The 25,582-nt window shown below is 44.0% G+C and carries 20 protein-coding genes and 1 other annotated feature; of the genes, 12 read left to right on the top strand and 8 right to left on the bottom strand.

The annotated features are described in order from the left end of the window. Nucleotides 1-190: 190 nt before the first annotated feature. Nucleotides 191-3,619, bottom strand: coding sequence for a pyruvate carboxylase (locus KHM83_RS15885; protein WP_213238025.1), 3,429 nt, complete (start codon nucleotides 3,617-3,619; stop codon nucleotides 191-193). 498 nt (nucleotides 3,620-4,117) lie between these two features. On the opposite strand from KHM83_RS15885, the gene acpP reads away from it, so the two are divergent. The 9 genes from acpP to KHM83_RS15840 all read left to right on the top strand — a co-directional run bounded on the left by acpP (nucleotide 4,118) and on the right by KHM83_RS15840 (nucleotide 12,032). Then, nucleotides 4,118-4,339, top strand: coding sequence for an acyl carrier protein (gene acpP, locus KHM83_RS15880; RefSeq protein WP_213238024.1), 222 nt, complete (start codon nucleotides 4,118-4,120; stop codon nucleotides 4,337-4,339). A 152-nt stretch (nucleotides 4,340-4,491) separates the two neighbouring features. Continuing rightward, nucleotides 4,492-5,439 carry an enoyl-[acyl-carrier-protein] reductase FabK gene (gene fabK, locus KHM83_RS15875; protein ID WP_213238023.1) on the top strand — a complete coding sequence of 316 codons (948 nt, stop codon included), beginning with the start codon at nucleotides 4,492-4,494 and terminating at the stop codon, nucleotides 5,437-5,439. A 135-nt stretch (nucleotides 5,440-5,574) separates the two neighbouring features. Then, a complete protein-coding gene (gene fabD / locus KHM83_RS15870) occupies nucleotides 5,575-6,531 on the top strand; it encodes an ACP S-malonyltransferase (protein ID WP_213238022.1) in 957 nt (318 codons plus the stop codon). Between the two features lie 53 nt (nucleotides 6,532-6,584). Next, on the top strand, nucleotides 6,585-7,307 hold the full coding sequence (fabG, locus tag KHM83_RS15865; protein ID WP_213238021.1) for a 3-oxoacyl-[acyl-carrier-protein] reductase: 723 nt from the start codon (nucleotides 6,585-6,587) through the stop codon (nucleotides 7,305-7,307). 133 nt (nucleotides 7,308-7,440) lie between these two features. Further along, entirely contained in the window at nucleotides 7,441-8,679 is a 1,239-nt protein-coding gene (fabF, locus tag KHM83_RS15860) for a beta-ketoacyl-ACP synthase II (protein WP_213238020.1), read from the top strand. Next, entirely contained in the window at nucleotides 8,680-9,111 is a 432-nt protein-coding gene (gene fabZ / locus KHM83_RS15855) for a 3-hydroxyacyl-ACP dehydratase FabZ (RefSeq protein ID WP_213238019.1), read from the top strand. It begins immediately after the preceding gene. A 291-nt stretch (nucleotides 9,112-9,402) separates the two neighbouring features. After that, nucleotides 9,403-10,191 carry a glutamate 5-kinase gene (gene proB, locus KHM83_RS15850; RefSeq protein ID WP_213238018.1) on the top strand — a complete coding sequence of 263 codons (789 nt, stop codon included), beginning with the start codon at nucleotides 9,403-9,405 and terminating at the stop codon, nucleotides 10,189-10,191. 10 nt (nucleotides 10,192-10,201) lie between these two features. After that, nucleotides 10,202-11,461, top strand: coding sequence for a glutamate-5-semialdehyde dehydrogenase (locus KHM83_RS15845; protein ID WP_213238017.1), 1,260 nt, complete (start codon nucleotides 10,202-10,204; stop codon nucleotides 11,459-11,461). A gap of 97 nt (nucleotides 11,462-11,558) precedes the next feature. Continuing rightward, nucleotides 11,559-12,032 carry a MarR family winged helix-turn-helix transcriptional regulator gene (locus KHM83_RS15840; protein ID WP_213238016.1) on the top strand — a complete coding sequence of 158 codons (474 nt, stop codon included), beginning with the start codon at nucleotides 11,559-11,561 and terminating at the stop codon, nucleotides 12,030-12,032. Between the two features lie 162 nt (nucleotides 12,033-12,194). Here KHM83_RS15840 and KHM83_RS15835 read toward each other — a convergent pair whose 3' ends face one another. Together KHM83_RS15835 and KHM83_RS15830 are read right to left on the bottom strand one after the other, a co-directional pair. Further along, on the bottom strand, nucleotides 12,195-13,205 hold the full coding sequence (locus KHM83_RS15835; RefSeq protein ID WP_213238015.1) for an arsenic resistance protein: 1,011 nt from the start codon (nucleotides 13,203-13,205) through the stop codon (nucleotides 12,195-12,197). 27 nt (nucleotides 13,206-13,232) lie between these two features. Further along, nucleotides 13,233-13,565: an ArsR/SmtB family transcription factor gene (locus KHM83_RS15830; protein WP_213238014.1), complete on the bottom strand. Its 333-nt coding sequence runs from the start codon at nucleotides 13,563-13,565 to the stop codon at nucleotides 13,233-13,235. Between the two features lie 264 nt (nucleotides 13,566-13,829). Here KHM83_RS15830 and KHM83_RS15825 point away from each other — a divergent pair, with 264 nt between their 5' ends. Further along, complete coding sequence (locus KHM83_RS15825) at nucleotides 13,830-14,183, top strand: ArsR/SmtB family transcription factor (protein ID WP_213238013.1); 354 nt, start codon at nucleotides 13,830-13,832, stop codon at nucleotides 14,181-14,183. 11 nt (nucleotides 14,184-14,194) lie between these two features. Beyond that, nucleotides 14,195-16,336 (top strand): heavy metal translocating P-type ATPase, encoded by a 2,142-nt coding sequence (locus tag KHM83_RS15820; RefSeq protein ID WP_213238012.1) that lies wholly within the window; start codon nucleotides 14,195-14,197, stop codon nucleotides 16,334-16,336. Between the two features lie 180 nt (nucleotides 16,337-16,516). Here the strand turns inward: KHM83_RS15820 and ilvB are convergent, their stop codons facing one another. The 3 genes from ilvB to KHM83_RS15805 are packed head-to-tail and all read right to left on the bottom strand — an operon-like array spanning nucleotide 16,517 to nucleotide 19,446. Next, nucleotides 16,517-18,175, bottom strand: coding sequence for a biosynthetic-type acetolactate synthase large subunit (gene ilvB, locus KHM83_RS15815; protein WP_213238011.1), 1,659 nt, complete (start codon nucleotides 18,173-18,175; stop codon nucleotides 16,517-16,519). Nucleotides 18,176-18,211: 36 nt separating this feature from the next. Beyond that, nucleotides 18,212-19,204, bottom strand: coding sequence for a ketol-acid reductoisomerase (gene ilvC, locus KHM83_RS15810; RefSeq protein ID WP_213238010.1), 993 nt, complete (start codon nucleotides 19,202-19,204; stop codon nucleotides 18,212-18,214). Next, on the bottom strand, nucleotides 19,204-19,446 hold the full coding sequence (locus tag KHM83_RS15805; RefSeq protein ID WP_213238009.1) for a hypothetical protein: 243 nt from the start codon (nucleotides 19,444-19,446) through the stop codon (nucleotides 19,204-19,206). Before KHM83_RS15805 ends, ilvC begins: the two co-directional genes overlap by 1 nt. A gap of 105 nt (nucleotides 19,447-19,551) precedes the next feature. After that, nucleotides 19,552-19,792 (bottom strand) — a binding site (T-box leader). A gap of 844 nt (nucleotides 19,793-20,636) precedes the next feature. On the opposite strand from KHM83_RS15805, the gene KHM83_RS15800 reads away from it, so the two are divergent. Further along, nucleotides 20,637-22,115 carry an aminotransferase class I/II-fold pyridoxal phosphate-dependent enzyme gene (locus KHM83_RS15800; protein ID WP_213238008.1) on the top strand — a complete coding sequence of 493 codons (1,479 nt, stop codon included), beginning with the start codon at nucleotides 20,637-20,639 and terminating at the stop codon, nucleotides 22,113-22,115. Between the two features lie 149 nt (nucleotides 22,116-22,264). Here KHM83_RS15800 and KHM83_RS15795 read toward each other — a convergent pair whose 3' ends face one another. Next, a complete protein-coding gene (locus KHM83_RS15795; RefSeq protein WP_213238007.1) occupies nucleotides 22,265-23,953 on the bottom strand; it encodes a polysaccharide biosynthesis protein in 1,689 nt (562 codons plus the stop codon). Then, entirely contained in the window at nucleotides 23,950-25,497 is a 1,548-nt protein-coding gene (locus KHM83_RS15790) for a putative polysaccharide biosynthesis protein (protein ID WP_213238006.1), read from the bottom strand. Before KHM83_RS15790 ends, KHM83_RS15795 begins: the two co-directional genes overlap by 4 nt. Nucleotides 25,498-25,582: the final 85 nt, after the last annotated feature.

Genomic DNA, 25,582 nt, shown 5'->3' with positions numbered 1-25,582 from the left:
TTTCTTCAGATTCCTCGTCGCCAAGGACACCCTTGCCTTAAGCTATACACTTCCCACTACCAGGGTGTGTTAGGGACTCTCACCCGTTAGATTACGCCCATACCGGGCACACCAAAAAAAGTGCCGTTGCTTATCTAATGGCTTAGATTTACAACAGCACTTTCTCACTAAATGCTCTAACGTCATGTGCTTAGCAAAATGCGACCAGCAATTCACCCGATTTTACAATTTGCTCCTGTTTGACGTAAATTTTTTCAATTGTTCCCGCTTGGCGTGCGCTGACAACCGTTTCCATTTTCATGGCTTCAATGATGAAGAGCGGTGTATTTTCTTCGACAGCATCCCCTTCCTGAACGAGAATTTTAAAGACTTTACCCGGAATTGGACTACCGACTTCACAAGGATTGTCTTCATCTGCCATGACGATACTAGATGTTTGCGCCACTTGTTTTGATGCCGTATCTTTAATCGAAACTTCTCTGCGATTCCCGTTCACTTCGAAAATAACGTTGCGCTGACCATCGTTTTGCAGTTTGCCAATTTCCAAAAGCTTCACAATAAGAATTTTGCCATCTTCGATTTCAACTTCACATGTTTCATTTTCCTTGAGACCATGGAAGAAGACATCACTGCCCATACGGCTAAAATCACCCGTTTTTTGAAGATAGTCAAAGTACTCATCAATCACTTTTGGATAGAGGGCATAACTGACGATATCCGACTTCGACGGTTTAATTTTATACTTATTTCTCAAATGCGTATCGATTTCACCAAAGTCTTCCGGCGGCAGCAAGTCTCCCGGACGACAAGTAATCGGCTTTTCGTCCTTGAGCACCAATTTTTGAAGCGGCTCAGGAAATCCGCCCTGCGGCTGACCCATAAGGCCTTTAAAATATGAAATAATCGAATCAGGATACGCTAGGTTCTTTCCTTTATCGTAAATGTTTTCCGGCGTCAACTCGTTCTGAACCATAAAGATCGCCATGTCGCCAACGGCTTTAGATGAAGGTGTTACTTTAATAATATCGCCTAACATATCGTTGACCGTTTTATACATTTCCTTCACTTCGCCAAATTTATGACCGAGGCCAAAACTCTCAACCTGTGGTTTTAGATTTGAATATTGGCCACCTGGAATCTCATATTTATAGATTTCAGCACTAGCTGTCTTAAGATCTGATTCAAACTGTTTGTATACCGGTCTAACATTGCCCCAGTAATCCGAAATCTGCTGAATATGATCAAGGTTGATCCCCGTATCCCGATTGGAATTCTGCATTGCCGCTACGATACTGTTCAGCGATGGTTGGCTTGACAGCCCCGACATGCTGCTGAATGCCGCATCGACAATGTCAACACCTGCCTCGGCAGCCATGAGCATTGCAGAAACACCGTTGCCCGTGGTATCGTGTGTATGCAGGTGAATAGGAATGGTCACTTCATTTTTAAGCGCCGTTACCAGTTTTTTTGCCGCATACGGTTTCAACAGTGCTGACATGTCTTTGATGCCGATCATGTGTGCACCCGTCTTCTCAAGTTCCTTTGCCATATTCACATAATATTTGAGCGAATATTTATCGCGTGACTCGTCGAGGATATCACCTGTATAGCAAATCGTAGCCTCTGCAACCTTACCGGTTTGAAGCACTTGATCAATGGTATATTTCATGCCGTCAATCCAGTTAAGCGAATCAAAAATTCTAAAGACATCAATGCCGCGCATTGCTGCTTCTTCTACCAAAGCCTTGATGACATTATCCGGATAATTCTTGTAGCCGACGCCATTTGAACCCCTGATTAACATTTGCAACAGGAGATTCGGAACGCGTTCCCGAATAACATCCAGACGTTCCCAAGGATTCTCTTTTAAGAAGCGGAACGCAACATCAAACGTTGCACCACCCCACATTTCAAGTGAAAAGAGTTCCGGTGCCATCGCTGCCGTCGCTCTGGCAATCTTTTTCATATCAACGGTTCGCACACGCGTCGCCATCAGCGATTGATGCGCATCGCGCATGGTCGTATCGGTAATGAGAAGATTCTGCTGTCCGCGAATCCAGTCCATTAGCCCCTTAGCACCTTTTTGATCGAGAATTTGCTTTGTCCCAAACTGCAGCGTTTTCTCATCAAATTTCGGAACGACAGGCACGTCGTACTCCTGTTTATTGCCCTTTGTTTCATTGACGACTTTTTCACCGATAAACGAGAGCACGCGAAGTTCTTTATCCGTCTTTGATTTAAAATCCGTCAAGGATTTATTTTCTGCGATAAAATTCGTATCACATTGCCCGGCTTTAAACGTCGGATGGTTGAGAACATTAATAAGGAAGTCCGTATTCGTCTTAACACCGCTAATCTTGATTTCCTTCACGGCGCGTATCGACTTGCGGATCGCATCTTCGAATGTTCGAGACCACGTCGTACACTTAACGAGTAAACTGTCATAGTATGGCGTAATAACGGCGCCGGTAAAACCATTGCCGCCGTCGAGACGAACGCCAAAACCGCTGCCTGTACGATACACATCTATTTTTCCCGTATCAGGCATAAAGTCATTTTTAGGATCTTCTGTTGTCACACGACATTGAATAGCATAACCGCGCGCTTCGATATCCGATTGTTTTTTAATGCCGATTTCATCTGAATCGAGTGCGTAGCCCTCCGCTACTAGAATTTGGCTTTGGACGATATCAATGCCCGTTACCATTTCTGATACTGTATGCTCGACCTGAATCCGCGGATTCATTTCAATAAAATAGTGTTTGCCGCTTTTATCGACGAGAAATTCTGCCGTTCCCGCACCACGGTAATTGACAGACGCCGCAATTTTAATCGCATCGCCGCAAATGGCCTCACGCTGCGCTGTCGATATACTAAGCGCCGGCGTAAACTCAATCACCTTTTGATGCCGTCTTTGGATGGAGCAATCGCGCTCATAGAGATGTACAATATTGCCGTGTTTATCCCCCAGCAGCTGTACTTCTATATGTTTTGGCGCTTCAAGATATTTCTCAATAAATATATCATCATTACCGAATGCCTTTTTCGCTTCATTCTTTGCCATGCGGTATTCTCCGAGCAATGCACGCTCATCTCTAACGATTCGCATTCCTCTTCCGCCTCCGCCTGCAGATGCTTTGAGGATCACAGGATAACCTGCCTGCTTTGCAAATGATACCGCTTCTTCATCCGTTGCAATTGGCTTTTCAACACCTGGAATAACGGGTACGCCTGCTGCCACTGCAACAATCTTCGACTTAATCTTATCGCCAACGGCAATCATCATCTCCGGCGTCGGGCCGATGAATTCAATGCCGGCATCTTGACATTTCTTTGCAAACTCCGGGTTTTCCGCAAGGAAACCATAGCCTGGGTGAATGGCATCAACACCCTTTTTTACAGCAATTCTTACGATTTCATCAATATCTAAATAAGCATCAATCGGCCCCTTGTTCTGGCCAATTAGATAGGATTCGTCCGCTTTTGTTCGGAAAAGTGAATTCTGATCTTCTCTAGAATAAATGGCAACTGTTCTAATGCCGAGTTCGTGGCAGGCTCTGAAAACCCGTATCGCAATCTCACCACGGTTTGCGACTAAAACCCTTTTAAACTTTTTCATTTGCTTGCCTCCATATATTTCATACTAATATAGCAATCTTTTCATAAAAATACAACCGTTTTGTTTAAGAAACTGTACTTTCGCCCCTTTATCATCACCTTTATCGAATATAATAAACAAAAGGGGACATTTAACTTTATTTAATTCGATTGCCTACCGCGGACAAAATAACATATCTTTATTTTTTAAAGCACCCACCTTGCATAATTATGCTTTTTATGCACTTTTCATTTATGGATATACGTTCTTTTATTTGCTTTCTATTAATAATGTTCATATTTTTCGTATTGTATCTCTACAGATCGCCGCTCTAAGCAACCATCATTTCGGTATTGTATCACTGCAGCTATGCTTTATGAACATTTTATACGGAATTATAAACAATTTATAAAATGCCTTGATTGAAGCTTCACAATCTTCTATACTTTGTATGTCAATTAGTTTGAATATCAAATGAATTTTATCATTATATAATTGAATATCAAGGAGGAACAAGCAATGACATTTGAAAAGGTAAAAGATTTACTGGTAGAGGAATTGGGTTTGGATGCAGATGAAGTAACACTTGAGAGCAATATCCGCGAAGATTTGGGTGCTGACTCATTAGATATGGTCGACTTAATCATGTCCATCGAAGATGCTTTCGGCATCAAAGTCGATGAGAAAGATACCGTCAATATTAAAACGGTTGGTGACATCGTTAATTATATCGACAAATAGAAACGGATTACTCATAATATAAATCAATTGAAAACATAAAAGTAAAAAAATCCTAGCCTTGTCTAGGATTTTCTTTATAAGGACATTTATAAACTTTTTATAAACAAGCGCCCTTATAATAAGGAAGACTAATGCGCTACTCCGGAGGTTTTATGATCAAGACATCTTTATGTGCAATGCTCGGAATTGAATATCCTATCATTCAAGGCGGCATGGCTTGGATTTCAGATGCATCACTTGCCGCTGCGGTTTCAGAAGCCGGCGGTTTGGGTGTTATTGCAGGTGGCAATGCTGAAAGGATCCACGTCGAAGCACAAGTAAAAAAAATTAAGACAATGACCACAAAGCCCTACGCGCTTAACGTCATGCTCCTCAGCCCGCACGCAGATGATATTATACAGCTCGCCATCGACGAAGCAGTTCCCATTGTCATAACCGGTGCAGGAAGCCCTGGTAAATATATCGACGCACTAAAAGCTGCCGGCATTATGGTCATACCAGTCGTCGCATCCGTTGCACTGGCCAGACGCATGGAAGGACTCGGCGTCAATGCCGTCATCGCAGAGGGCACTGAAGCCGGCGGACACATCGGCGAACTGACGACGATGGCGCTGACACCGCAAGTCATTGATGCCGTTCAATGTCCCGTAATCAGTGCCGGCGGAATTGCAGACGGTCGCGGCGCTGCCGCCGCCTTTATGCTCGGCGCTGACGGCATTCAAGTCGGCACGCGATTTCTCGTGGCAAAAGAATGTACCGTACACGATCATTATAAGCAAATGATCCTAGATGCCAAAGATACATCATCAGTGGTTTCTGGCCGCTCAACAGGCCATCCTGTCCGCATCCTGAAAAACAAACTGTATCGACAGTTTTCAGAACTTGAAAAAAACAACGCACCCGCTGAGGCGATTGACGCACTTGGCTCCGGCGCATTAAAACGTGCCGCTGTCGATGGTGATGTCGTCCTTGGCTCGGTCATGGCCGGCCAAATAGCCGGACTCGTTCGTCAATCGCAAACGGCATCGGAAATCATTACCGAGATGTTTGACGACTGTCACAAAGTCATTAACCGTACACTGTCAAAAATAAACTATTAATATAAGCGAACATAGCACACCGTTTGATTTAGAAGCTGCCTGATAACATTTGATGACATGCTGCCAAAAATGCTGTTTTCAGTATTATCGTTAAACGGTCACTGGTCTACCATCAATGAAAGTGAGGTTCAGAAGATGAAAATCGGTTATGTATTTGCCGGACAAGGCGCACAAAAAGAAGGTATGGGACAAGCATTCTACGATCAATTCGAAAATGCACGCGTGGTATACGACCGTGCAAATTTGGCTTTGGGTTACGATCTAAAAACCCTTTGCTTCAACGGTCCTCAAACAAAACTAAATGAAACTGAAATTACACAACCTGCGATCCTGACAACTTCCGTTGCCATGCTCAAAGCTTTCGAATCTAAAATCAATATCAAGCCGACAGCAGTTGCCGGCCTTAGCTTAGGAGAATATACCGCACACGTTGCATCGGGTTCCATTGCATTTGACGATGCCGTTCAACTCGTTAAAAAGCGCGGCGCCTTTATGCAGGAGGCCGTGCCAATGGGGGTCGGCGGCATGGTTGCCGTCATGGGATTATCCGTCGAAGATACAGAACGCGTTGCCGAAGAAGCGTCTGCCTACGGCACTGTCGAGGTCTGCAACTACAATTCGCCAAAACAGATCGTCCTCGGCGGTGAACTCAAAGCGCTGGACAAGGTCGAATCAATTGCAAAGGAAGCTGGTGCCAAACGCGCACTGCCGCTTCCAGTCAGTGCACCATTCCACACATCCATGCTTAAACCCGCAGAAGAACAATTAGCAGCTGAACTTGAAACCATCCGTTTCGGCGAGATGAAAGTGCCCGTTATTTCAAATGTCAACGGTCGTATCGTCCCTTCGGAAAACCATATTCCTAACTACTTGGCAAAACAGGTTACCAGTGCCGTTCGTTGGATCGAATGCATCGAGTCCATGACGGCGATGGGCATCGATACCATCGTTGAGTTTGGCCCGGGTACAGCACTTTCGAGCTTTATTGCAAAAATAAACCGAAAGATCAAAGTCCTCTCGATCAATGATATCGATTCATTGAATCAAGCTGTCGATTACCTGTCCGCTCAACACCAAGAGCGCGCCATCTAAAAATCGTCATCTACACTATTTCAGTTGTAATAATACAGAGTTGAGGTGAATACATGAAAGTTGCAATTGTCACTGGCGCCAGTCGCGGAATCGGCAGCGCCATCGCAAAGGCACTGTCTGAAAACGGATACAATTTAGTTTTAAATTACCGTGCGAGTCGAGATGAACTCGAAGCACTCGCCGCTACCCTTACCACAGAAGTTGTTTTGGTTCAGGGCGACGTCGGTTCCTTTGAAGAATCCGAAGCAATTATCAGTGCCGCCAAAACACATTTTGGCAGGGTAGACTTACTTGTCAACAATGCCGGCATTGCGCGCGATAACTTGATTATGCGTATGAGCGAAGCTGATTTTGATGCTGTTAACACGACCAATTTAAAAGGTACTTTCAACTGCACTAAACACGTCAGCCGCATGATGGTCAAACAGCGTTTTGGCCGCATCATCAATATTTCATCAGTCGTTGGCATTTTCGGCAATGCGGGACAAGCCAACTACGCAGCCTCTAAAGCAGGGATCATCGGTTTTACCAAAGCAATCGCAAAAGAACTCGCACCCCGTAATATTACCGTTAATGCCATCGCCCCCGGCTTTATCGAAACGCAAATGACCGATGCGATCAGCGAAGAAGCCAAAACAGCATCGGTTGACAGAATTCCGCTGGCGCGTTTTGGCAAACCGGAAGATATCGCAAAAGCAGTCGTCTTCCTCGCTTCAGATGATGCCAATTATATTACAGGACAAGTCATTCAGGTTGACGGCGGTATGACCCTGTAGCTTGCTCATATTACACATTTCTGGTTTATCGGTTGTTCAAAACCGCTTGATAACTATTCCTTATGAAATGGTTTTGAACAACTTATATCAACCAGATCAATCAAGGTTAAAATAAATCGGAGGATTAACATTCATGAAAAATAGAGTTGTCATTACAGGTATGGGAACCATTTCACCAATCGGGACCGGCAGAAAGAATTTTTGGGATGCCATCATGGCAGGCAAGTGCGGAATCAGTCCTATCGAATCCTTTGACACTGAAAACTTTAAAGTAAAAGTTTCAGGCGAAGTCAAAGATTTTGTCGTAACCGATTATATCAATAAAAAAGAAGCCAAGCGTATGGATCGCTTTACACACTTTGCCATTGCAGCATCAAAACTTGCCGTTGAAGATGCTAAACTCGAAATCAATGATGACAACGCAGAAAATATCGGCGTTTATCTCGGGAGCGGCATTGGCGGTCTCAACACGATTGAGGAAAATGCTGCAAAACTCACCACCGTCGGTGCAGATCGAATCTCACCATTCTTTATCCCCATGTCCATTTCCAACATGGCTGCGGGTAATGTTTCCATCGCATTGGGTGTTAAAGGATCGTGCTTGACATACAACACCGCTTGCGCTTCTAGCGCCAGCGCCATTGGTGAAGCACTGAAAGAACTGAGAGGCGGCTATCACGATGTCATCATTGCCGGCGGCGCAGAAGCTTCAATTTCAAAACTTGGCATCGGTGGCTTTCAAGCGATGACAGCACTCTGTGAAGCACATGATCCTATGCGCGCCTCCATTCCATTTGACAAAGAACGCAGTGGTTTTGTCATGTCGGAAGGTGCCGCAATGCTCGTGCTCGAAACACTGGAACATGCACAGAAACGCGGTGCTACGATTTATGCCGAGGTATTGGGTTATGGTTCTACCAGTGACTCCCATCATATCACAACACCAGCACCAGGCGGCGAAGGCGGCGCACGCGCCATTAAACGCGCACTAAAAGACGCAGGCTTAGCGCCAGAACAAATTAGCTACATCAATGCACACGGCACCAGCACACCGTATAATGACATCTTCGAAACCGCTGCGATCAAAGCAGCATTTGGTGATTATGCTTACAAAGTGCCCGTTTCATCCACCAAATCGATGACAGGCCACTTACTCGGTGCAGCGGGCGGCATTGAATCAATGGTGTGTGTCGAATCCATCTTAAATAATTATATTCCGCCAACCATCAATCTCCAAGAACTCGATCCCTTGTGCGATCTTGATTACGTACCAAACGAAGGCCGCCATCAGCCTGTTCAGTATACATTGACGAACTCACTCGGTTTTGGCGGTCATAATGCGACGCTAATCTTCGGAAAATTTGAAGCGTAGGTGACCATAATGTTAAACAGCAATGCCATTCAATCTATTATCCCGCACCGTTACCCCTTCATGCTCGTCGACCGCATCGTCGAAATCGAAGAAGGTCTCTCTGCAACGGGGATCAAAAACGTGACAGCCAATGAATACTTTTTTCAGGGACATTTCCCTCAGGAACACGTCATGCCCGGTGTACTCATCGTTGAGGCACTAGCGCAAGTGGGCGCGGTCACCTTGTTAAAAAAACCGGAAAACAGCGGTAAAATTGCCTATTTCGCCGGTATCGACAAATGTAAATTCAGAAAAAAGGTTATCCCTGGTGATACGTTGACACTTACTGTCACCATCATTCGCTCCAGAGATAATTACGGCATCGGAAAAGCAATCGCAACTGTAGATGGCAAGAAGGTCTGCGAAGCAGAACTCTCTTTTATGATCGGCTAATACAGTCCCGATACCATTCAAATAAGCGTTTAATACCCATTCTCTATATTGCCAGCAGGCGCATCGGCATGGTCTACCCCTTTAGACCTATCCCGTGCGCCTGTTGCTTTTACTGTGACATTTTAGCGCTTGTATCGGCTTCGAGCAGTCTTCTTTCCATTGTCGATTAAGACTTTACAAAACGGGCAACCGCATAGCTTTGACACCACTTTACAGCACCGCCTCAATATGTTATAATCACAGGATTAATTACAAAATTTTTGACAGATTATTTACATTAGGGGGCACGATATGAGAAGTAGTATTATTGGACTCAATCGCATCGTCATCAAAATCGGTTCTTCTTCACTTACCCATGAAAGCGGTCTCATCGATCTCTGGAAAATGGAAAAGCTCGTGAGACAGATCGTAAACGTTTACAATAGCGGCAAGGAAGTCATCATCGTATCTTCCGGCGCCATTGCAGCCGGCATGGGCAAGATGAAACTCAAGGAACGACCGAAGACAATCCCCGAGAAGCAAGCAGCTGCAGCCGTTGGTCAAACAGACCTTATGCACATGTACGAAAAGCTTTTTTCAGAGTACGGTGTCGGCGTTGCACAAGTCTTGCTCACCAAGGAAGATATGTATGAACCAACGCGTGTGGAACACTGCAAAAACGCGCTTGATAAATTATTAGAACATCAGGTTATTCCAATTATCAATGAAAACGATGTCGTTGCCATTGATGAAATCAAAGTGGGCGACAACGATACACTTTCAGCAGAAGTCTGTAAGCTCACCGATTTCGAAATGCTCATTATTTTATCGGATATTGACGGCGTCTTTAATAAAGATCCACACCGCTACGACGATGCTGAACAGCTGTTTGAAATCAAAGCACTCAGCGAACTCGAATCCATTAACGCCTCAGGCACCGACAGTAATGTGGGCACAGGCGGGATGATTACAAAATTCAACGCTGCGCGAATCCTGCACGGTGTTTCAAAAAGGCTGCTCATCGTCAACAGCGCAACAGAAAACGTCATCAACAAAGCACTCAATGGCGAAAAAGTCGGCACTTACTTCAACTTTCATTAAGGAGTTAACAATGGGATACATCGAAACGTTAAGCCAAGGGGCAAAACGCGCTTCCGTCCAGCTCAGAACACTCGATGAAAAATCGAAAAATGCGCTGCTGACAAATATCGCCGATGCACTCAACGATTATAAAACGCGAATCTTCGAAGCCAACGCGGAAGATATCGAACGCGCTCGTGTAAACGGCACCAAAGAAGCGATGATTGAACGCCTTGCCATCAATGAAAAAGTTTTTAAAAGCATCTTAACCGGTATTGAAGATACGATTAAACTAAAAGATCCAATCGGCAATGTCGATAAAATGTGGGTCAACGAAAACGGCCTGCAAATAGGGGTTAAGCGCGTCCCCTTAGGCGTTATCGGCATCATTTACGAATCGCGCCCAAATGTCACGGTAGATGCGGCGGTTCTCTGTCTCAAAACAGGAAATGCCGTTATCCTGAAAGGCGGTTCAGACGCATTAGGTACCAACCGCGTCCTGATTGAAGCCATTAAAGATGGCCTCAGGCGCTCTAATTTGCCTGTAGAAGCAGTTCAGTTCATTGATACAACAGATCGTGAAGCAACGAAACTTTTGCTCTTACAGACCGAATACGTGGACTGTGTCATTCCACGAGGCGGCGCCGGTCTCATTCAGTTCGTTCTGGAAAACGCCCGGGTTCCCGTCATCGAAACCGGTACGGGAAATTGTCATATCTATGTGGACAAAGGGTATGATGTACAAAATGCCATTGATATTATTCTCAATGCAAAGATGCAAAAACCAGGCGCTTGCAACGCCGTTGAAACCATTCTCGTCCATACGGATGAAATGGCAGCTCTGGCTGCACCGCTTGTCAAAGCGCTGGCGGAAAACGATGTTAAAATGCACGCTTGTCCTGCCTTTGCGAAAGTTCTGGATGAAACGGCACTTGCGTACAGCCCCGCAACTGAAAAGGATTACTTCACAGAGTATCTCGATTACGAACTGGCGTTAAAATGTGTCGATTCCATGACGGACGCCATTGATCACATTGAACAATATAGCACGCACCACTCGGAAAGCATTTTAACTGACGATTACAGCAATGCGACAACCTTTTTAAACAAAGTTGATTCCGCGGCTGTATACGTTAACGCATCAACACGATTTACTGACGGCAGCGTCTTTGGTTTTGGCGCAGAAATCGGCATCAGTACGCAGAAACTTCATGCAAGAGGCCCAATGGGACTCGAGGCATTGACCACGATTAAGTATATCGTCTATGGTCAAGGCCAAATTCGCCCTTAAATCAATACGTTGACATTTTTGTAAGAAAACGAAACTTTGAGATTACGAATTGCATTTTGGGCTTCAAAAATCTATAATCTATATAAGGAGTGATTTTATGAAGGACAAAAAAATCAAAAACATCATGAAGCAAGTCATTATCTTCAATGATATATATGAAGAAGTCATCCAAAACAGCTTTAAGAAAAATCAAAACGCTGAAGTCAGCAAATTGGAATTTAACTTGCTCCATACCGTTTACCGTCATAATGAGCTGACGATCTCTGAAGTTTCTGAACTCTTGAATATCTCACTTCCAAATTGCAGCCGTTACGTTAAGAACGCAATTCAAGAGGGCTATTTGAACAAGAGAGTCGATTCAGGCGACAAACGCATCTACTACATTTCGCTCAGCGAAAGAGGCCGACGTATAGTCGAAACAACACTTGACGATTTTTCAATGGATATCAGTACACATTTGAATTCGCTTGATCCAAAAGATCTAGACCGCCTGGATGAATCATTTTCAAACTTAAATTCAACACTAGCAGATACACTGCTCAGCAGCACAAGTTTAACGCGTCGCAACTAAAAACGCAATAAAAACAAATGCTGCGATAACCTTTGAGTACCTCGTAAGACAAATGCCTTACGGGGTGTTTAACATGAAAAAAACAATTTTGTAAGTTAAAAGACGCCAGCGGCGTCTTTTGTTTTATCAATCTCTTCACTTTTAACCATTCGCTTCAAGTAATTACGCCTTTGCCGTTTCAGATGCAAGTTCTGCTTTTAGAGTTTCTGAATGTTGACGACCAAAGATTTTATCATTCAGCTTTACATACCAAGCCGCCGACTGAACCTGAATAATATAAGCAGCTGCGATAACCAGTGCCGCATCAGATCCGGCTTCTGCAAAGACATTAATTGCAACGGCAAGTGCAATGGACAAGTTGCGCATCACCGTCCCATAGACAAGCGCAATAGCATTGCCGCGGTCCAATAACTTAAGGCCCACAAAAGTGCTGATTATATAATTGATCGCATATAAGATCACAAGCGGGATCAGCAGCTGCAAAAGCATGCCCGGCGATGCCGCAATGGTCTTGGCTTTTAAAGCGATGGAGATGAAAACAATCCCTAAGACGCCAATGGATGAAAGCGCCGGAAAACGAGGCGCCAATGTCGTTTGAAATGTCTTTTCTCCATAACGCCTGATGAGTCCCTGCTGCGTTATAAACCCAAGTACCATTGGCAAGAAAACAATTAGTACAATTTGTCTGACAATGCCGATCAAATCAATTGTCACATAGGCACCCATTAAAAATTTTAAATAGAAGGGCGTTAGCAATGATCCCAGTGTCAAACCAATAACCGTCATTTTGACCGCTGACGCGACATTGCCCTTCGCAAATCCAGTCCAAGATATCGTCATGCCGCTCGTTGGCAGCAGTGATGCTAACACAAGGCCCAACGCCATGTAGGGATAGTTTGCGAAAAACACTTTGCCAAGTGCATAGGCAATAAACGGAATGATTAAAAAATTAATCCCCTGCGACAGCAACTGCGCTTTCGTATCCCCCGCCGTCAGTATTTGTTTGACTTTTAATGTCACCATCATTGGATAGACCATTAAAAAAGTAAAAGGCAAAATAAAGCTCTTTAAAAATGCCGTTTGATTAAATAGTCCATAGATAAAGCCAATGACCATAATCGTCGGAATCGCAACGATAAGATTTTTGTTTATTTTTTTAAGTATTTGCCACATAATATTACCGCCTTTCTACCTCAATTGTTACTGACATGAATCCGCATCCAGTAATGCAGCCAATTCTTCTTTAGCCTGATCAAGCATTATTTCTCTAATCAGCGTACACGCCTCCAAGAGCTTTGGACTCGTAAGCCGATAGTATACTTTTGTACCTTCTCGTGACGTTGAAACTACATTTTTATCACGCATTAAAGCCAGATGCTGAGATACATTGGCAACGCGAACATCCATTTTCTTTGCAATCTCATCCACGCACATCGCCTCTTTGCCAATTAGAAAAATGATCTCCAACCGCTTTGGATTCGACATCAGCTGACAAAAAGCGGCATGTCTTTTATAGATTTCTTTCGCATCCATCGATAAACTCCTTCTATCATCTATTTGCATTATTTCGAATATATGAAACAAAAACAGTATAATTCACGTTCGAAAAAATGTCAATGAAAAAGATTATCATTTTCATTCGCGCTCTCTAAATTCAACGCTTTTACAGCGCCAACATGCCTCATTCCGGCTGTTTTAGCAATATCATCTCTTGCAGAATTAAAGAGACTATGATATAATTTAAACAATAACATATGAACAGTTGCTCATATATTCAAATAAAAACGAGGTATCTATATGGAAACAACTTGTCAATGCAATACCGCCAACAACGATACAGTTACCAAAGGCAAAGCAGTCCTTATGACTGAGCATGTTGCAGGGGATCTCGCTAACTTGTTCAAGGTTTTCGGCGATCCAACAAGGGTCAAAATCCTGCATTTGCTTTCTGTCACCGAGCTCTGTGTCTGCGATATCGCCAACGTGCTGGATATGACGCAATCTGCCATTTCTCATCAACTCAGAGTGCTCAAGCAAGCAAAGCTCGTTCGCAATCGAAAAGACGGCAAAACTGTTTATTATGCACTTGACGATGATCATGTGCATACCATCCTGCGACAAGGATTGGATCACATTTCACACGTCCTATAAGAGGTATTAACATGTCAAAAATTACTTATGTCCTAGAGGGACTAGGATGCGCTAACTGCGCCGCAAAAATTGAATCGGCTGTCAAAGCTGTTGAAGGCGTCGAAGAAGCTTATGTAGACTTCTCAAAGTCAAAACTCGTCTATGCTTTTGATGAAACACGTCAGCAGCAGCTTTCCATGGACGCCATTGTCAAAATTGTTCATACTTATGAACCCGATGTCATTGTAAAAACACCCGAAGCAGCCGTAAGCGAAGAAACAACCTCCAGCGAAGGGCGCGAACGCCTGCGTCTATTGTCAGGGCTCATCTTCTTTGCTGCTGCAATACTGTTAAAAGGTCTACCTGAAAGTGTAACGCTTGGGCTCCTGCTATTCACTTATCTGCTGTCAGGTTATCCAGTTATCATTAAGGCGATTAAGCATCTGGTTAACAGGCAGTGGTTCGATGAAAACTTTCTCATGTTTATAGCAACCATAGGTGCCATTGGCATTGGTGAATATCCCGAAGCCGTTGCCGTGATGCTATTTTATGAAATCGGCGAATACTTTCAAGATCTCGCCGTGGGCAAATCGCGCCACGCCATTGAAGCTCTGATGGATATCAGACCCGAAATCGCCCATCTCGTCGCAAACGGTGAAACAGTGGATAAATCCCCCGAATTCATTGCTGTGGGTGATATCATCCGTGTAAAACCGGGCGAGCGAGTCCCCCTTGACGGCACTATCCAAAAGGGTGAAACCTCTGTGGACACTTCAGCCCTGACAGGTGAATCAAAACCTGTTTTCCTTACGCGCGGCGAAGCGATTTTAAGCGGCAGCGTCGTTATTACAGGCGTTGTCGAAATCGCTGTAACAAAGCGCTACGAAGATTCCACTGTGACCAAGATACTCGAACTCGTTGAGGACGCCACTGCTCAAAAATCACCTACAGAAAATTTTATCACCAAATTTGCACGATATTATACGCCAATTGTCGTTCTGCTCGCAGCCATAATCATCATCATACCGCCATTTATACTCGGTTTTGATCAATTTAGCACATGGCTGTATCGCGGGCTTATTTTCCTCGTCATCTCCTGCCCTTGTGCCTTGGTTATTTCAATTCCACTGGGTTTTTTCAGCGGTATCGGCAATGCCTCCGGCAATGGCATTCTCATCAAAGGCAGCAACTATTTAGAAGCACTCAATACCATTGATACCGTTGTTTTTGATAAGACTGGTACACTGACGTATGGAAAACTTGCAGTTGCAGCTATTACACCCGAAAATGACTTAGAAGCAAATGCGCTGCTGTCTATCGCCAAACGCATTGAAGCACACTCTAATCATCCCATTGCCAAAGCGATTTTGTCGGCTGGCGAAACCGCTCATCCTCAGTTTAATTCAAGCGAGATGGGTTTTGTCGACTTAAGCGAACGGTATGAAGAACTGAGTGGGATGGGCATTAAAGCGACATTGGATGGCAAAACCTATCTAGCAGGTACTGAAAAACTTTTAAAAACGCATCAAATTGACTTTACACCACTGGTTTCACCAGCCAATACAGTTGTTTACATTGCCGCTGACGGCCTATACCTTGGCAGCATCACACTTGAGGATCATATAAAGGACGAAGCGCGTGCCGTTATTGAAATCTTAAAGAAAGCACACAAGAAAACCGTCATGCTTACAGGTGATCAAATTGCAGTCGCCAGCGCTGTTGCGAATGCCCTTCATCTCGATGACTATCATGCAGAGCTCATGCCGGCGGATAAATATAAAATTGTCAATCAACTTATCGAAAAAGGTCATCAGGTGGCTTTCGTCGGCGACGGCATCAACGATGCACCTGTTCTCGCAGGCGCAACACTTGGTTTGTCCATGGGCGACCTCGGAAGTGATGCCGCCATTGAAGCCTCCGACATCGTCATCATGAAGGATCAGCTCACAAGTATCCTTGACGCTTTCGATATTGCCGCTCAGACGAAAAAAATCGTCACGCAGAACATTATCTTCGCCATTGGCATAAAAGTCGCTATCATGGCGTTGGGCGTCTTCGGCCTCAGCTCGATGTGGATGGCCATCTTTGCCGACGTCGGCGTCGCATTACTCGCCGTACTCAATGCAATGCGTGTTTTAAGATTTAAACCAAAGCATTTGACATTCGCATCATAAACTGTCAATATCGTGAGCATGTCAACCAAACTTGGCATTGAATATACCGTCGACATTGCTGTCCGTCAAATGCGCAATATTATCCCTCAAACAATGATCAAAAAAATAAAAGGATACCCTTGGCAGGGTATCCTTTTTCACATACTAACCTATTCATCTATTGAAAACCGACTTCCGTCATTACCTTAAAATGTATTTATCAATTGACTGTCCCGGCGGTACGATTGGATAAACATCCTCATTCTGATCAATGGTACATTCTACGAAGAGTGCTTTCCCCGTTTCTCGGTACTGTCGTACAGCATCTTCAAGCGTTTTAAGATTATCTGCCTTAATGCTGTCAATCCCGTAAGCACCCGCCAGTTTACAATAATCTACATTCTGCTCAATCGTCGTTTCAGCATAACGCTCTCCTTGGAAAAGCTTTTGCCACTGACGCACCATACCCAGTGCATGGTTGTTCATGAGCACGATCAAAATTGGCAGGTTATAGCCCGAAACTGTTGCGAGCTCATTGCAATTCATCCTAAAGCTCCCGTCACCGGTAAACAAGACAATTGGCTTATCCATATTGCCAAGCTTTGTACCAATCGCCGCACCCAGACCAAATCCCATTGTGCCGAGTCCACCCGATGTGATAAACTGCCTTGGCTCCGTAAATGGATAATACTGCGCCGTCCACATCTGATGTTGACCGACATCGGTAACGATTACCGCTGAATCACCAACGCCTTCTGCAACGGTTTGTATAAGGTTTTTAGGCGTCATAACATCGCCCGGTTTTTCCTGTTGAATCTTCGAATACGCCACGATTTCATCAATCCACGCCTGCCTTTTCTTAACGTTAACACGTTCGTTAAAGGCTGCGAGTATCTCATTGAGGCTGCCACATAGATCAATGTCCGAATCGATATTCTTGCTGAATTCGGTCAAGTCAAAATCAATATGGACAACTTTGGCATTCGGTGCAAAGTCCTTTGGATTGCCAATGACGCGATCACTAAAGCGCGCACCAATGGCAATAATAAGATCCGAATGCGTAATGGCGAGATTCGCTTCGGGATAGCCGTGCATGCCAACCATACCCAGCGACAAATCATGTTTTCTCGGGAATGTTCCTAAACTCATCAACGTATTGACGATTGGAATTTCCTTTGATAAGCAAAAGGTTCTAAGCGCCTCAGAAGCATTGGCAATGCGAATGCCGCCGCCAGCGTAGACGATTGGCTTTTCCGATGCATTAATCAGTTCAACTGCCTTCTGAACTTTTGCCATATCAACCGTTGGCGACTGCATTTCAAAAGACATATCTGCCTCTGAAGGATACGTCGTCTGCTTAATAAACAAATCTTTCGGAATGTCGATGAGTACTGGCCCCGGGCGTCCGGACGTCGCAATTTTAATCGCCTTTCGAACCGTTTTTTCCATATCCTTCAGGTCTCTAACCAAAAAAGTATACTTTGAAACAGGCATCGCAATTCCAGTAATATCAACTTCCTGAAATGAATCTTTTCCCAACAGTACAGAAGGTACTTGCCCTGATATGACCAAGAGCGGCGCCGAGTCCATATAGGCTGTCGCAATACCCGTGATTGTGTTCGTCACACCCGGTCCGGAAGTGACAACACAGACACCGAGTTTGCCAGTCGATCTCGAATAACCATCCGCAGCGTGTACAGCCCCTTGTTCATGTGATGTCCGAATGTGCTTAAAGCGATCCATTTGGTCATGCAGCTCATGATAAAAAGGAATGACAGCACCGCCGGGATAACCAAAAATCGTATCTATCTGATGTTCATGGAGTACTTCCAATATGATTTGTGCACCGTTCTTTTCCATTCAATTATCCCCTTAACATAACAGTGCTTTAGCCGATTATTCCTCTTCGACCCAAGCCATCATCTTTCTAAGACGTCTACCGACTTCTACAACCGGATGTTCGAGCTCATTTGCTACGATTCGATTGTACATTGGACGATTTAATTCATTTTCCAATAAGAATTTTTGTGCAAATTCGCCAGTTTGGATTTCTTTTAAGACTTGGCGCATTTCAGCTTTTGTATCATCCGTAATAATACGAGGTCCAATCATATAATCGCCATACTCAGCTGTATCACTGACAGAGTAGCGCATTTTTTCAAAACCGCCTTCATAAATCAAGTCTACGATGAGCTTCATTTCATGGACACATTCAAAGTATGCAACTTCCGGTTGGTAACCAGCATTGACAAGCGTCTCAAAACCAGCTTTGATCAGCGAAGAAACACCACCGCATAATACAGCTTGTTCACCGAAGAGATCCGTTTCTGTTTCTTCTTGGAACGTCGTTTCCATAACACCAGCTCTTGTACCACCAATGGCATTTGCATATTCAAGCGCCAGTGAAGTGGCATTGCCTGTTGCATCTTGATAAACGGCAAACAGACATGGCACGCCTTTGCCATCTTGGTAGACGCGTCTTACTAGGTGACCAGGACCTTTTGGCGCTACCATGAAGACATCAACATCTTTGCTTGGCGTAATTTGCGTAAAGTGAATATTAAAGCCATGTGCAAAAGCCAGTGCCTTGCCTGCTGTTAAGTATGGCTTAATTTCTGCTTCGTAAACTTTGCGTTGTTTCTCATCGGGAATCAAGATCATAACAACATCAGACTGTTTTACAGCTTCCGATACTGAAAGTACTTCAAGACCCTCTGCTTCAGCTTTCGCTTTCGACTTGCTGCCTTCGTATAAACCGACACAAACATTGACACCACTATCCTTCATATTTAAAGCATGTGCGTGACCTTGCGATCCGTAACCAATTACCGCTACTTTCTTGTCATTTAGCAATTGTGTTGCGACGTCTTCCTTGTAATAAGCTCTCATTACTGTTCTCCTCCACCAATCATAATATTTTGAATGTCTATTATTTTCTCAAGCTGGTACTTCGCATACTCCGCGTTGAGTTTTGCTTTTTCCCGAAGTGTGATACAAAGTTCCGCTTTTTGATCATCCACATAATCCATACTGACGCCCACCACGTCAAATTCTTTTCTTCTTAGTGTGCTGACGACGTTCATCAATGAGTGTACACCATTCTCTGTGCTCGCATAAATTTTCTTAACCATATTGACCTCCCAATCAATCATCTAACCGGATATCAGACCCAAATTTTTAGGTTCAAGTTCTTGATTTAGAGGTATTAAAAAGTCCCTATAATCAATTGACTTGACTATAGGGACGAAAATTTTTCCGCGGTACCACCCTGATTTAGCTAAAAGCTACACTTTATTACAGTCGGCCTTTCGGCGAACCTTATCTCGATAACGGGAGAACCCGAGAACTCCTACTCTTATAATGCTTTCAGAATTCCGATTCAGGAGGGATAATCACAAAGGCCCGTTACCACACTTTCACCATACTGCGGCTCGCTAAAACGTTAAAAATTGCGACAGTCTCCATCAACATCTTTTGATGGTCTATCAAATTGTGGTTAAATGAAACAAAACGTGTTTAAAGAATCATTTAATTACCAGTGATTATAACGATAAAACCGCTTTTTGTCAATATTTTAAAAAAAATTAATTTAAAAAAAGTCTTTTTTTCTTTTTTTGTTTAAATGTTAATTTTTAGGGTAATCTACCAATACCCTCAAATCAATTTTCTTTAATACTTATTGCTTTAGCGAAATGAACAGCATCGCTTTCATTTCGAAATTTGTACATCTGTGTGTCACTCGGACAAACGCTTTTGACCGCCATTCAAAAGCGTTTGTTTTTTTTTGCACAAATAGCGCATAAATAAAAGGCGACTTCTGACACTTTATCATCGTTTGCACACAACCGCCTAAAAGTGCAGTGGTTTTTTATGCAGGGCATGTCACGGCAAAATCCGTCCGAATTTTCTAATAATTTCTGCAAAAGTTTGGTTTTAGAAAGGAAATGCCTTAATATTTTAAACTCAAAAACGCGAAAACGGCATCTGAAAAAATCTTCAAAAAAAATTGACAAAACACTAGTATTTCTATAATTTTCTGTTATAATTGAACTTGTGAAAAAATTAGTATTAGTATACTTAAGGGTTAATATTTTAAGTAAAATAACGGAAATTTAAAGAAGGGGGTCCACATGAGAATTCACACGGTATACGACGGCTATTTAACAGAGTCGTCCACAATATTATTCTGGACTTATATTTCTCCTCACACCCCCGTCTATCATTAAGATTTTACATTTGCAAATACGTTTAATATAAAAATCAATCATTGGCAATTATAAAGGAAATCATTTTAAAATCCATGCAGGAGAGGAGACGATAAATGAAACATTTACTAGATCAAACGAAAACACCGGTCTTTAGCGCAATGAAAGCGTATCGGGAAAAAAACGTCGTTCCCTTTGACGTTCCCGGTCACAAACACGGCAAAGGCCTTAACGAATATACAAATTACTTTGGCGAAGCCATGATGGAACTCGACGTTAATTCAATGAAACCACTCGACTTCCTTGGCAATCCCGTCAGTGTTATTAAAGAAGGCGAAGCCCTTATGGCCGATGCCTTTGGTGCCGATAATGCCTTTTTCATCGTCGGCGGTACTTCATTTGCCGTTCAGGCAATGATTATGGCAACCGTTACCTGCGGACAAAAAATCATTTTACCAAGGAATTCACATAAATCAGCCATTAACGGCCTCATTCTCTGCGGTGCGGAACCCGTTTACATGAATCCCGTTATCGACGATGAAATGGGCGTCTGCCATAATGTCACCATCGAAAGTCTCATCGAGGCGCACGAAGCACATCCGGAAGCCAAAACTGTCCTGATCGTCAACCCGACGTACTATGGCGCAACTTGCAATCTTGCCGAGCTCGTCGACTATTGTCATCGCAATGATCTCACAGTTATCGTCGATGAAGCGCACGGAACCCACTTTTCATTTCATGAGGACTTCCCCATGAGCGCCATGCAGGCTGGTGCCGATATGGCCGCCGTCAGCCTTCACAAGACCGGCGGCTCATTGACACAAAGCTCAGCACTGCTCGTCAACGCAAAGCGTGTTGATCCAATGTATGTTCGCAAAGTCATTAACCTCATGCAGACGACCAGCCCCTCTTATTTACTGATGGGATCACTGGATGTCGCCAGAAAAATGCTGGCGACAGAAGGTCGTGAAGTCCTCTCGCATGTTATGGAAATTGCAGACTATACACGGGCAGCGATTAACGATATCCCAGGCTGTTACTGCATCGGCTACGAAGCGGTGGGCACACCCGGCATCTTTAAATTCGATACGACAAAGCTCTCTGTTACAACGCGTGATATGGGACTTAACGGCATGGAGCTATACGACCTTCTCCGCGATGAGTACAATATTCAAATGGAAACCGGCGACATGTACAACTCCCTCGCGATTTTCAGCGTTGGCGACACTTATGACAATGCAAACGCATTGATTGCTGCATTGAAAGATATCAGCAAGCGTTTTAACCGCGGCCGTCTCGACTATCAAAAGATTGACCTTCACTTTCCGAAAGTCGTTATGACACCGCGTGATGCCTTTTATGCTGAAAAGGAGATGGTACGCTTTGAAGACAGCGTCGGCCGTATCAGCGGTGAAGCGATCATGGCCTACCCTCCGGGAATTCCGGTGGTCAGCTATGGCGAACGCATCAACGAATCCGTCGTGGCACAGGTTAAGCTGTTTAAAGCATCTCACAGTATTCTTACAGGGATGGAAGATCCGCAGGTCAACTACATTAAAGTGATTAAAGAACGTCCCATTAAATCTTTAAAATAGACATAAAAAGCTAAATCATATCACGCAACATTCTAATTTAGCGATCATTGATATATTAAACGCCCGCAGTTTCAAACCGCGGGCGTTTTTAATGCTGTCTTTATACGATTGAGCATTCTTACTTTGACTTCTTAATTTGTTTTCGTTTCCTATTTGTTTTCGCTTTCCTTTGATTTATCTTGAACTGCTTCCGATTCTGTTTCAGACACTGCCGCTTTCATTGATGCACTTTCATTATTTTCTAAAGTCATATCTTGATCTGCTGCTTCAAAAGGCTCTTCTTCAAAAGGCTCTTCTTCAAAAGGCTCTTCTTCAAAAGCCTGTAGCGCTTTCAGCGAAATAAGGTTTGTTTTGAAGATCAAAAGCGCATAGATCACAACTGCCGCAAGAATACTGAGCAGTAACGAAACGCGCATGCCGGCATGCTGTGAAACAATCGCATATAGTCCCTTAGCAGAAACGATCATCACGATATTGGCAGCAATAACCCCGGCACCCTTTTTCAAAATAACCGCCGGACACTTAAGCCCTTTGAAAAGTACGGATAAGTTGAGAAGCGCCGCAATCGCATACGCTGTAAGTGTCGAAATCGCCGCTCCTTTGATATTGACATCTACCATTCCCAAAAGAATATAGGCCAGAATAATTTTGACGACAGCCCCAACAAAGAGATTGCGCACAGGTTTCTTATACTGATCAAGCCCTTGCAGGATCCCCGTACTGGCTTGATAAATTGATAAAAAGACGACGCCAAGGCCTAGAATCGCAAGTACCGGGGTCGCTTCAACAATGGTTTCTGCTTTCGCCGGGTATAAAAATAATAAAATCTGCTCTGCAAACCCAAAAATGCCGAGCCCCATAGGAAGTCCAAGTGCAATGGACAGCAGAACGCCATAATATACTTTTTCGGCGAGCTTTGGATGCTTAACCGTATAAGCACGGGTAATCATCGGCAGGAGACTAACTTGAAGCGCTGTGAAAATCACTTGCGCTAAATTGATAATCGGTACCGAATAAAACTGAATATAGGTAAACATAACGCCAGACTGATCTCCAAAGCCAATGGAACGCAGCCGTGCGACGATCATGGTTGAATCAATAATCGATAGGAGCGGCATAATTGATGCGCCTATAGCGATGGGGATTACCATTTTGATAACTTTAACAATCAACGGCTTATAGTCACTCAGCTTCACAGTGACGCGCTTATAGCTCTTTTTATAGCGACTAGTGGAATATATCCAGCTTACAACAGCACCGAATGCCGCGCCCGAAGTTCCTGCTGCTGCCGTATAAGCATCGACACCAGTAAAGATTACCATAGCCGCAACGGCCAGCAAACCGCAAATAACACGACCAAGCTGCTCTAAGAGTTGTGAAATACCAAACCACTCTAAATGCTGCGTTCCTTGAAAGAACCCACGGTATGCTGCATTGAGCGCAACAAAGAAAGATGCGATCCCCAAGACGTAAAACGAATAGACGCTTTCAGGATAACCATTGATACCAGAGATGATCTTAGCCCCTAAAATGAGGAATATAAAGGTGAAAATACCAAAGAGCATCATTAAACGTTTGCTGACTTCAAAGATCGTCAGTTGCTCATCCATCGCCGTTTTTGCACCGGCCTCAGCTGTTAGCTTTGCAATGACAGCAGGCAAGGCAGACGTTGAAATGACAATCAGTGCCGTATACCACGGATAGGCAATTGCGTAATACGTCACCGCATTATTTGTCATAAAGTTGCCAAGCGGCACGCGATACAATGCACCGATAATCTTAATTAAGATACCCACGATGCCTAAAAATCCTAATTGCTTTGCAAATTTGTTTTTCATAAGGTTGAATGATGTCCTTCCATATTTTCTAAATCTTGTTTGACAATCAATTTAAGCAGGAATGTTAAAATAACATATGTGATCGCTGCCAGTAAAATAGATGTAATAAGACCTAATCGAAAGCCAATAATCGGCGTCATCAATCTGAAGCTTTCTTTGGCTACTGCCAGCATTGCCACATTGGCAATCACAATTTTGATCATTTGCAGTATAAATCCCCGAGGCATCACCACCGTCTTCGTCAGGGCGATAACATTCAGTACAGCCGCGATTGTGTACGCCACCAGCGTCGAAATCGCAGCACCATTGACATTAATTGACGGAATTCCCAGCAGTACATAGCCGAGCACGACTTTCACACATGCGCCAATGACAAGGTTAATCACCGGTATTTTATACTTGCCGACGCCTTGAAGCATGCCGGTCGTCGCTTGATAAACAGATAAAAAGACGACGCCGAGTCCCAGCCACATTAAGACAACACCTGCATCTCCCATCAGTTCAGCTTTTGAAGGATACAGCAACAGCAAGATGGGTTCAGATAATCCAGCCATGCCCAGCGACATTGGCAGTCCAATAAATACAGACAGCCGAATGCCCAAATAAATTTGACGATCCAGTCTCGAATCCTTTAATGTAAAGCTTCTTGAAATCATTGGCAGCAGACTGACCTGTAGAGCAATGATCACCGCTTCGGCAATGCCGATGATCGGCGCGCCATAAAATGACAGATAGGTGTACATAACCCCCGCCTCATCGCCAAAACCCGTCGCACGCAGTCTTGCAATCACCATCGTCGAATCAATAATCGTCAGGAGCGGGAAAATCGAAGCCCCCAATGCAATGGGGATAGCCATCTTGATGATATGCTTCACAAGCGCTTGGTGATCTCTTAGTAACGCCTTATGCGGCTTATATTCCCTTTTGTAGACCCAGAGGGCAAAGAGCCAGCTTACAATGGCACCGTAAGCGGCGCCTGATGTCCCTGCTGCCGCTACCATACCATCTCCCAAGCCGATTTTTACAAAGCCCCAAACCATTAGTAATCCAAGGCACACTCTGCCCAATTGCTCAACCAGCTGTGAATAGCCAAAATGGTTCATATGCTGTGTCCCTTGAAAAAGCCCTCTGTAAGCTGAGTTCAGTGCAACGAAGAAAGATGCAATCCCAAGAACGACAAATGAATTAAAACTTTGGGGATAGCCTAAAAAGGCTGTAATCCCTTTCGCACCAACGCTCAAGCACAATAGCGTAAAACCGCCGAACAGCATCATGAGCTTTTTGGCAATAACAAAGGTATCGTATTGCAGCGTCTCATCACCAAGCGCACTTGCTTCTGCTGTGAGTTTTGACACAACTGCCGGCAATGCTGTTGTGGAAATGACAATGAGTGTCAGGTACCATGGATAGGCAATGGCATAGTAGCTTACCGCCTCTTCACTCATAATGTAAGCTAGCGGCACCCTGTAGAAGGAACCGATAATTTTAATGAGGATGCCGATAACCCCCAGCATACCCAATTCTTTTGCAAATTTGTTTTTCATGATGTCCTCAACTGTCCTGTATTAAACCTTGTGATAATTTTCGCCTTTGTTTCGTAGTAAATTTATACTCGCCTTAAAGTCCATA

Origin of the sequence: Fusibacter paucivorans, assembly GCF_018390735.1 — a bacterium.
GTDB classification, from domain to species: domain Bacteria; phylum Bacillota; class Clostridia; order Peptostreptococcales; family Acidaminobacteraceae; genus Fusibacter; species Fusibacter paucivorans.
The sequence above is the reverse complement of the archived record's forward strand: the minus strand, read 5'-3'. Positions and strand labels throughout refer to the sequence as shown.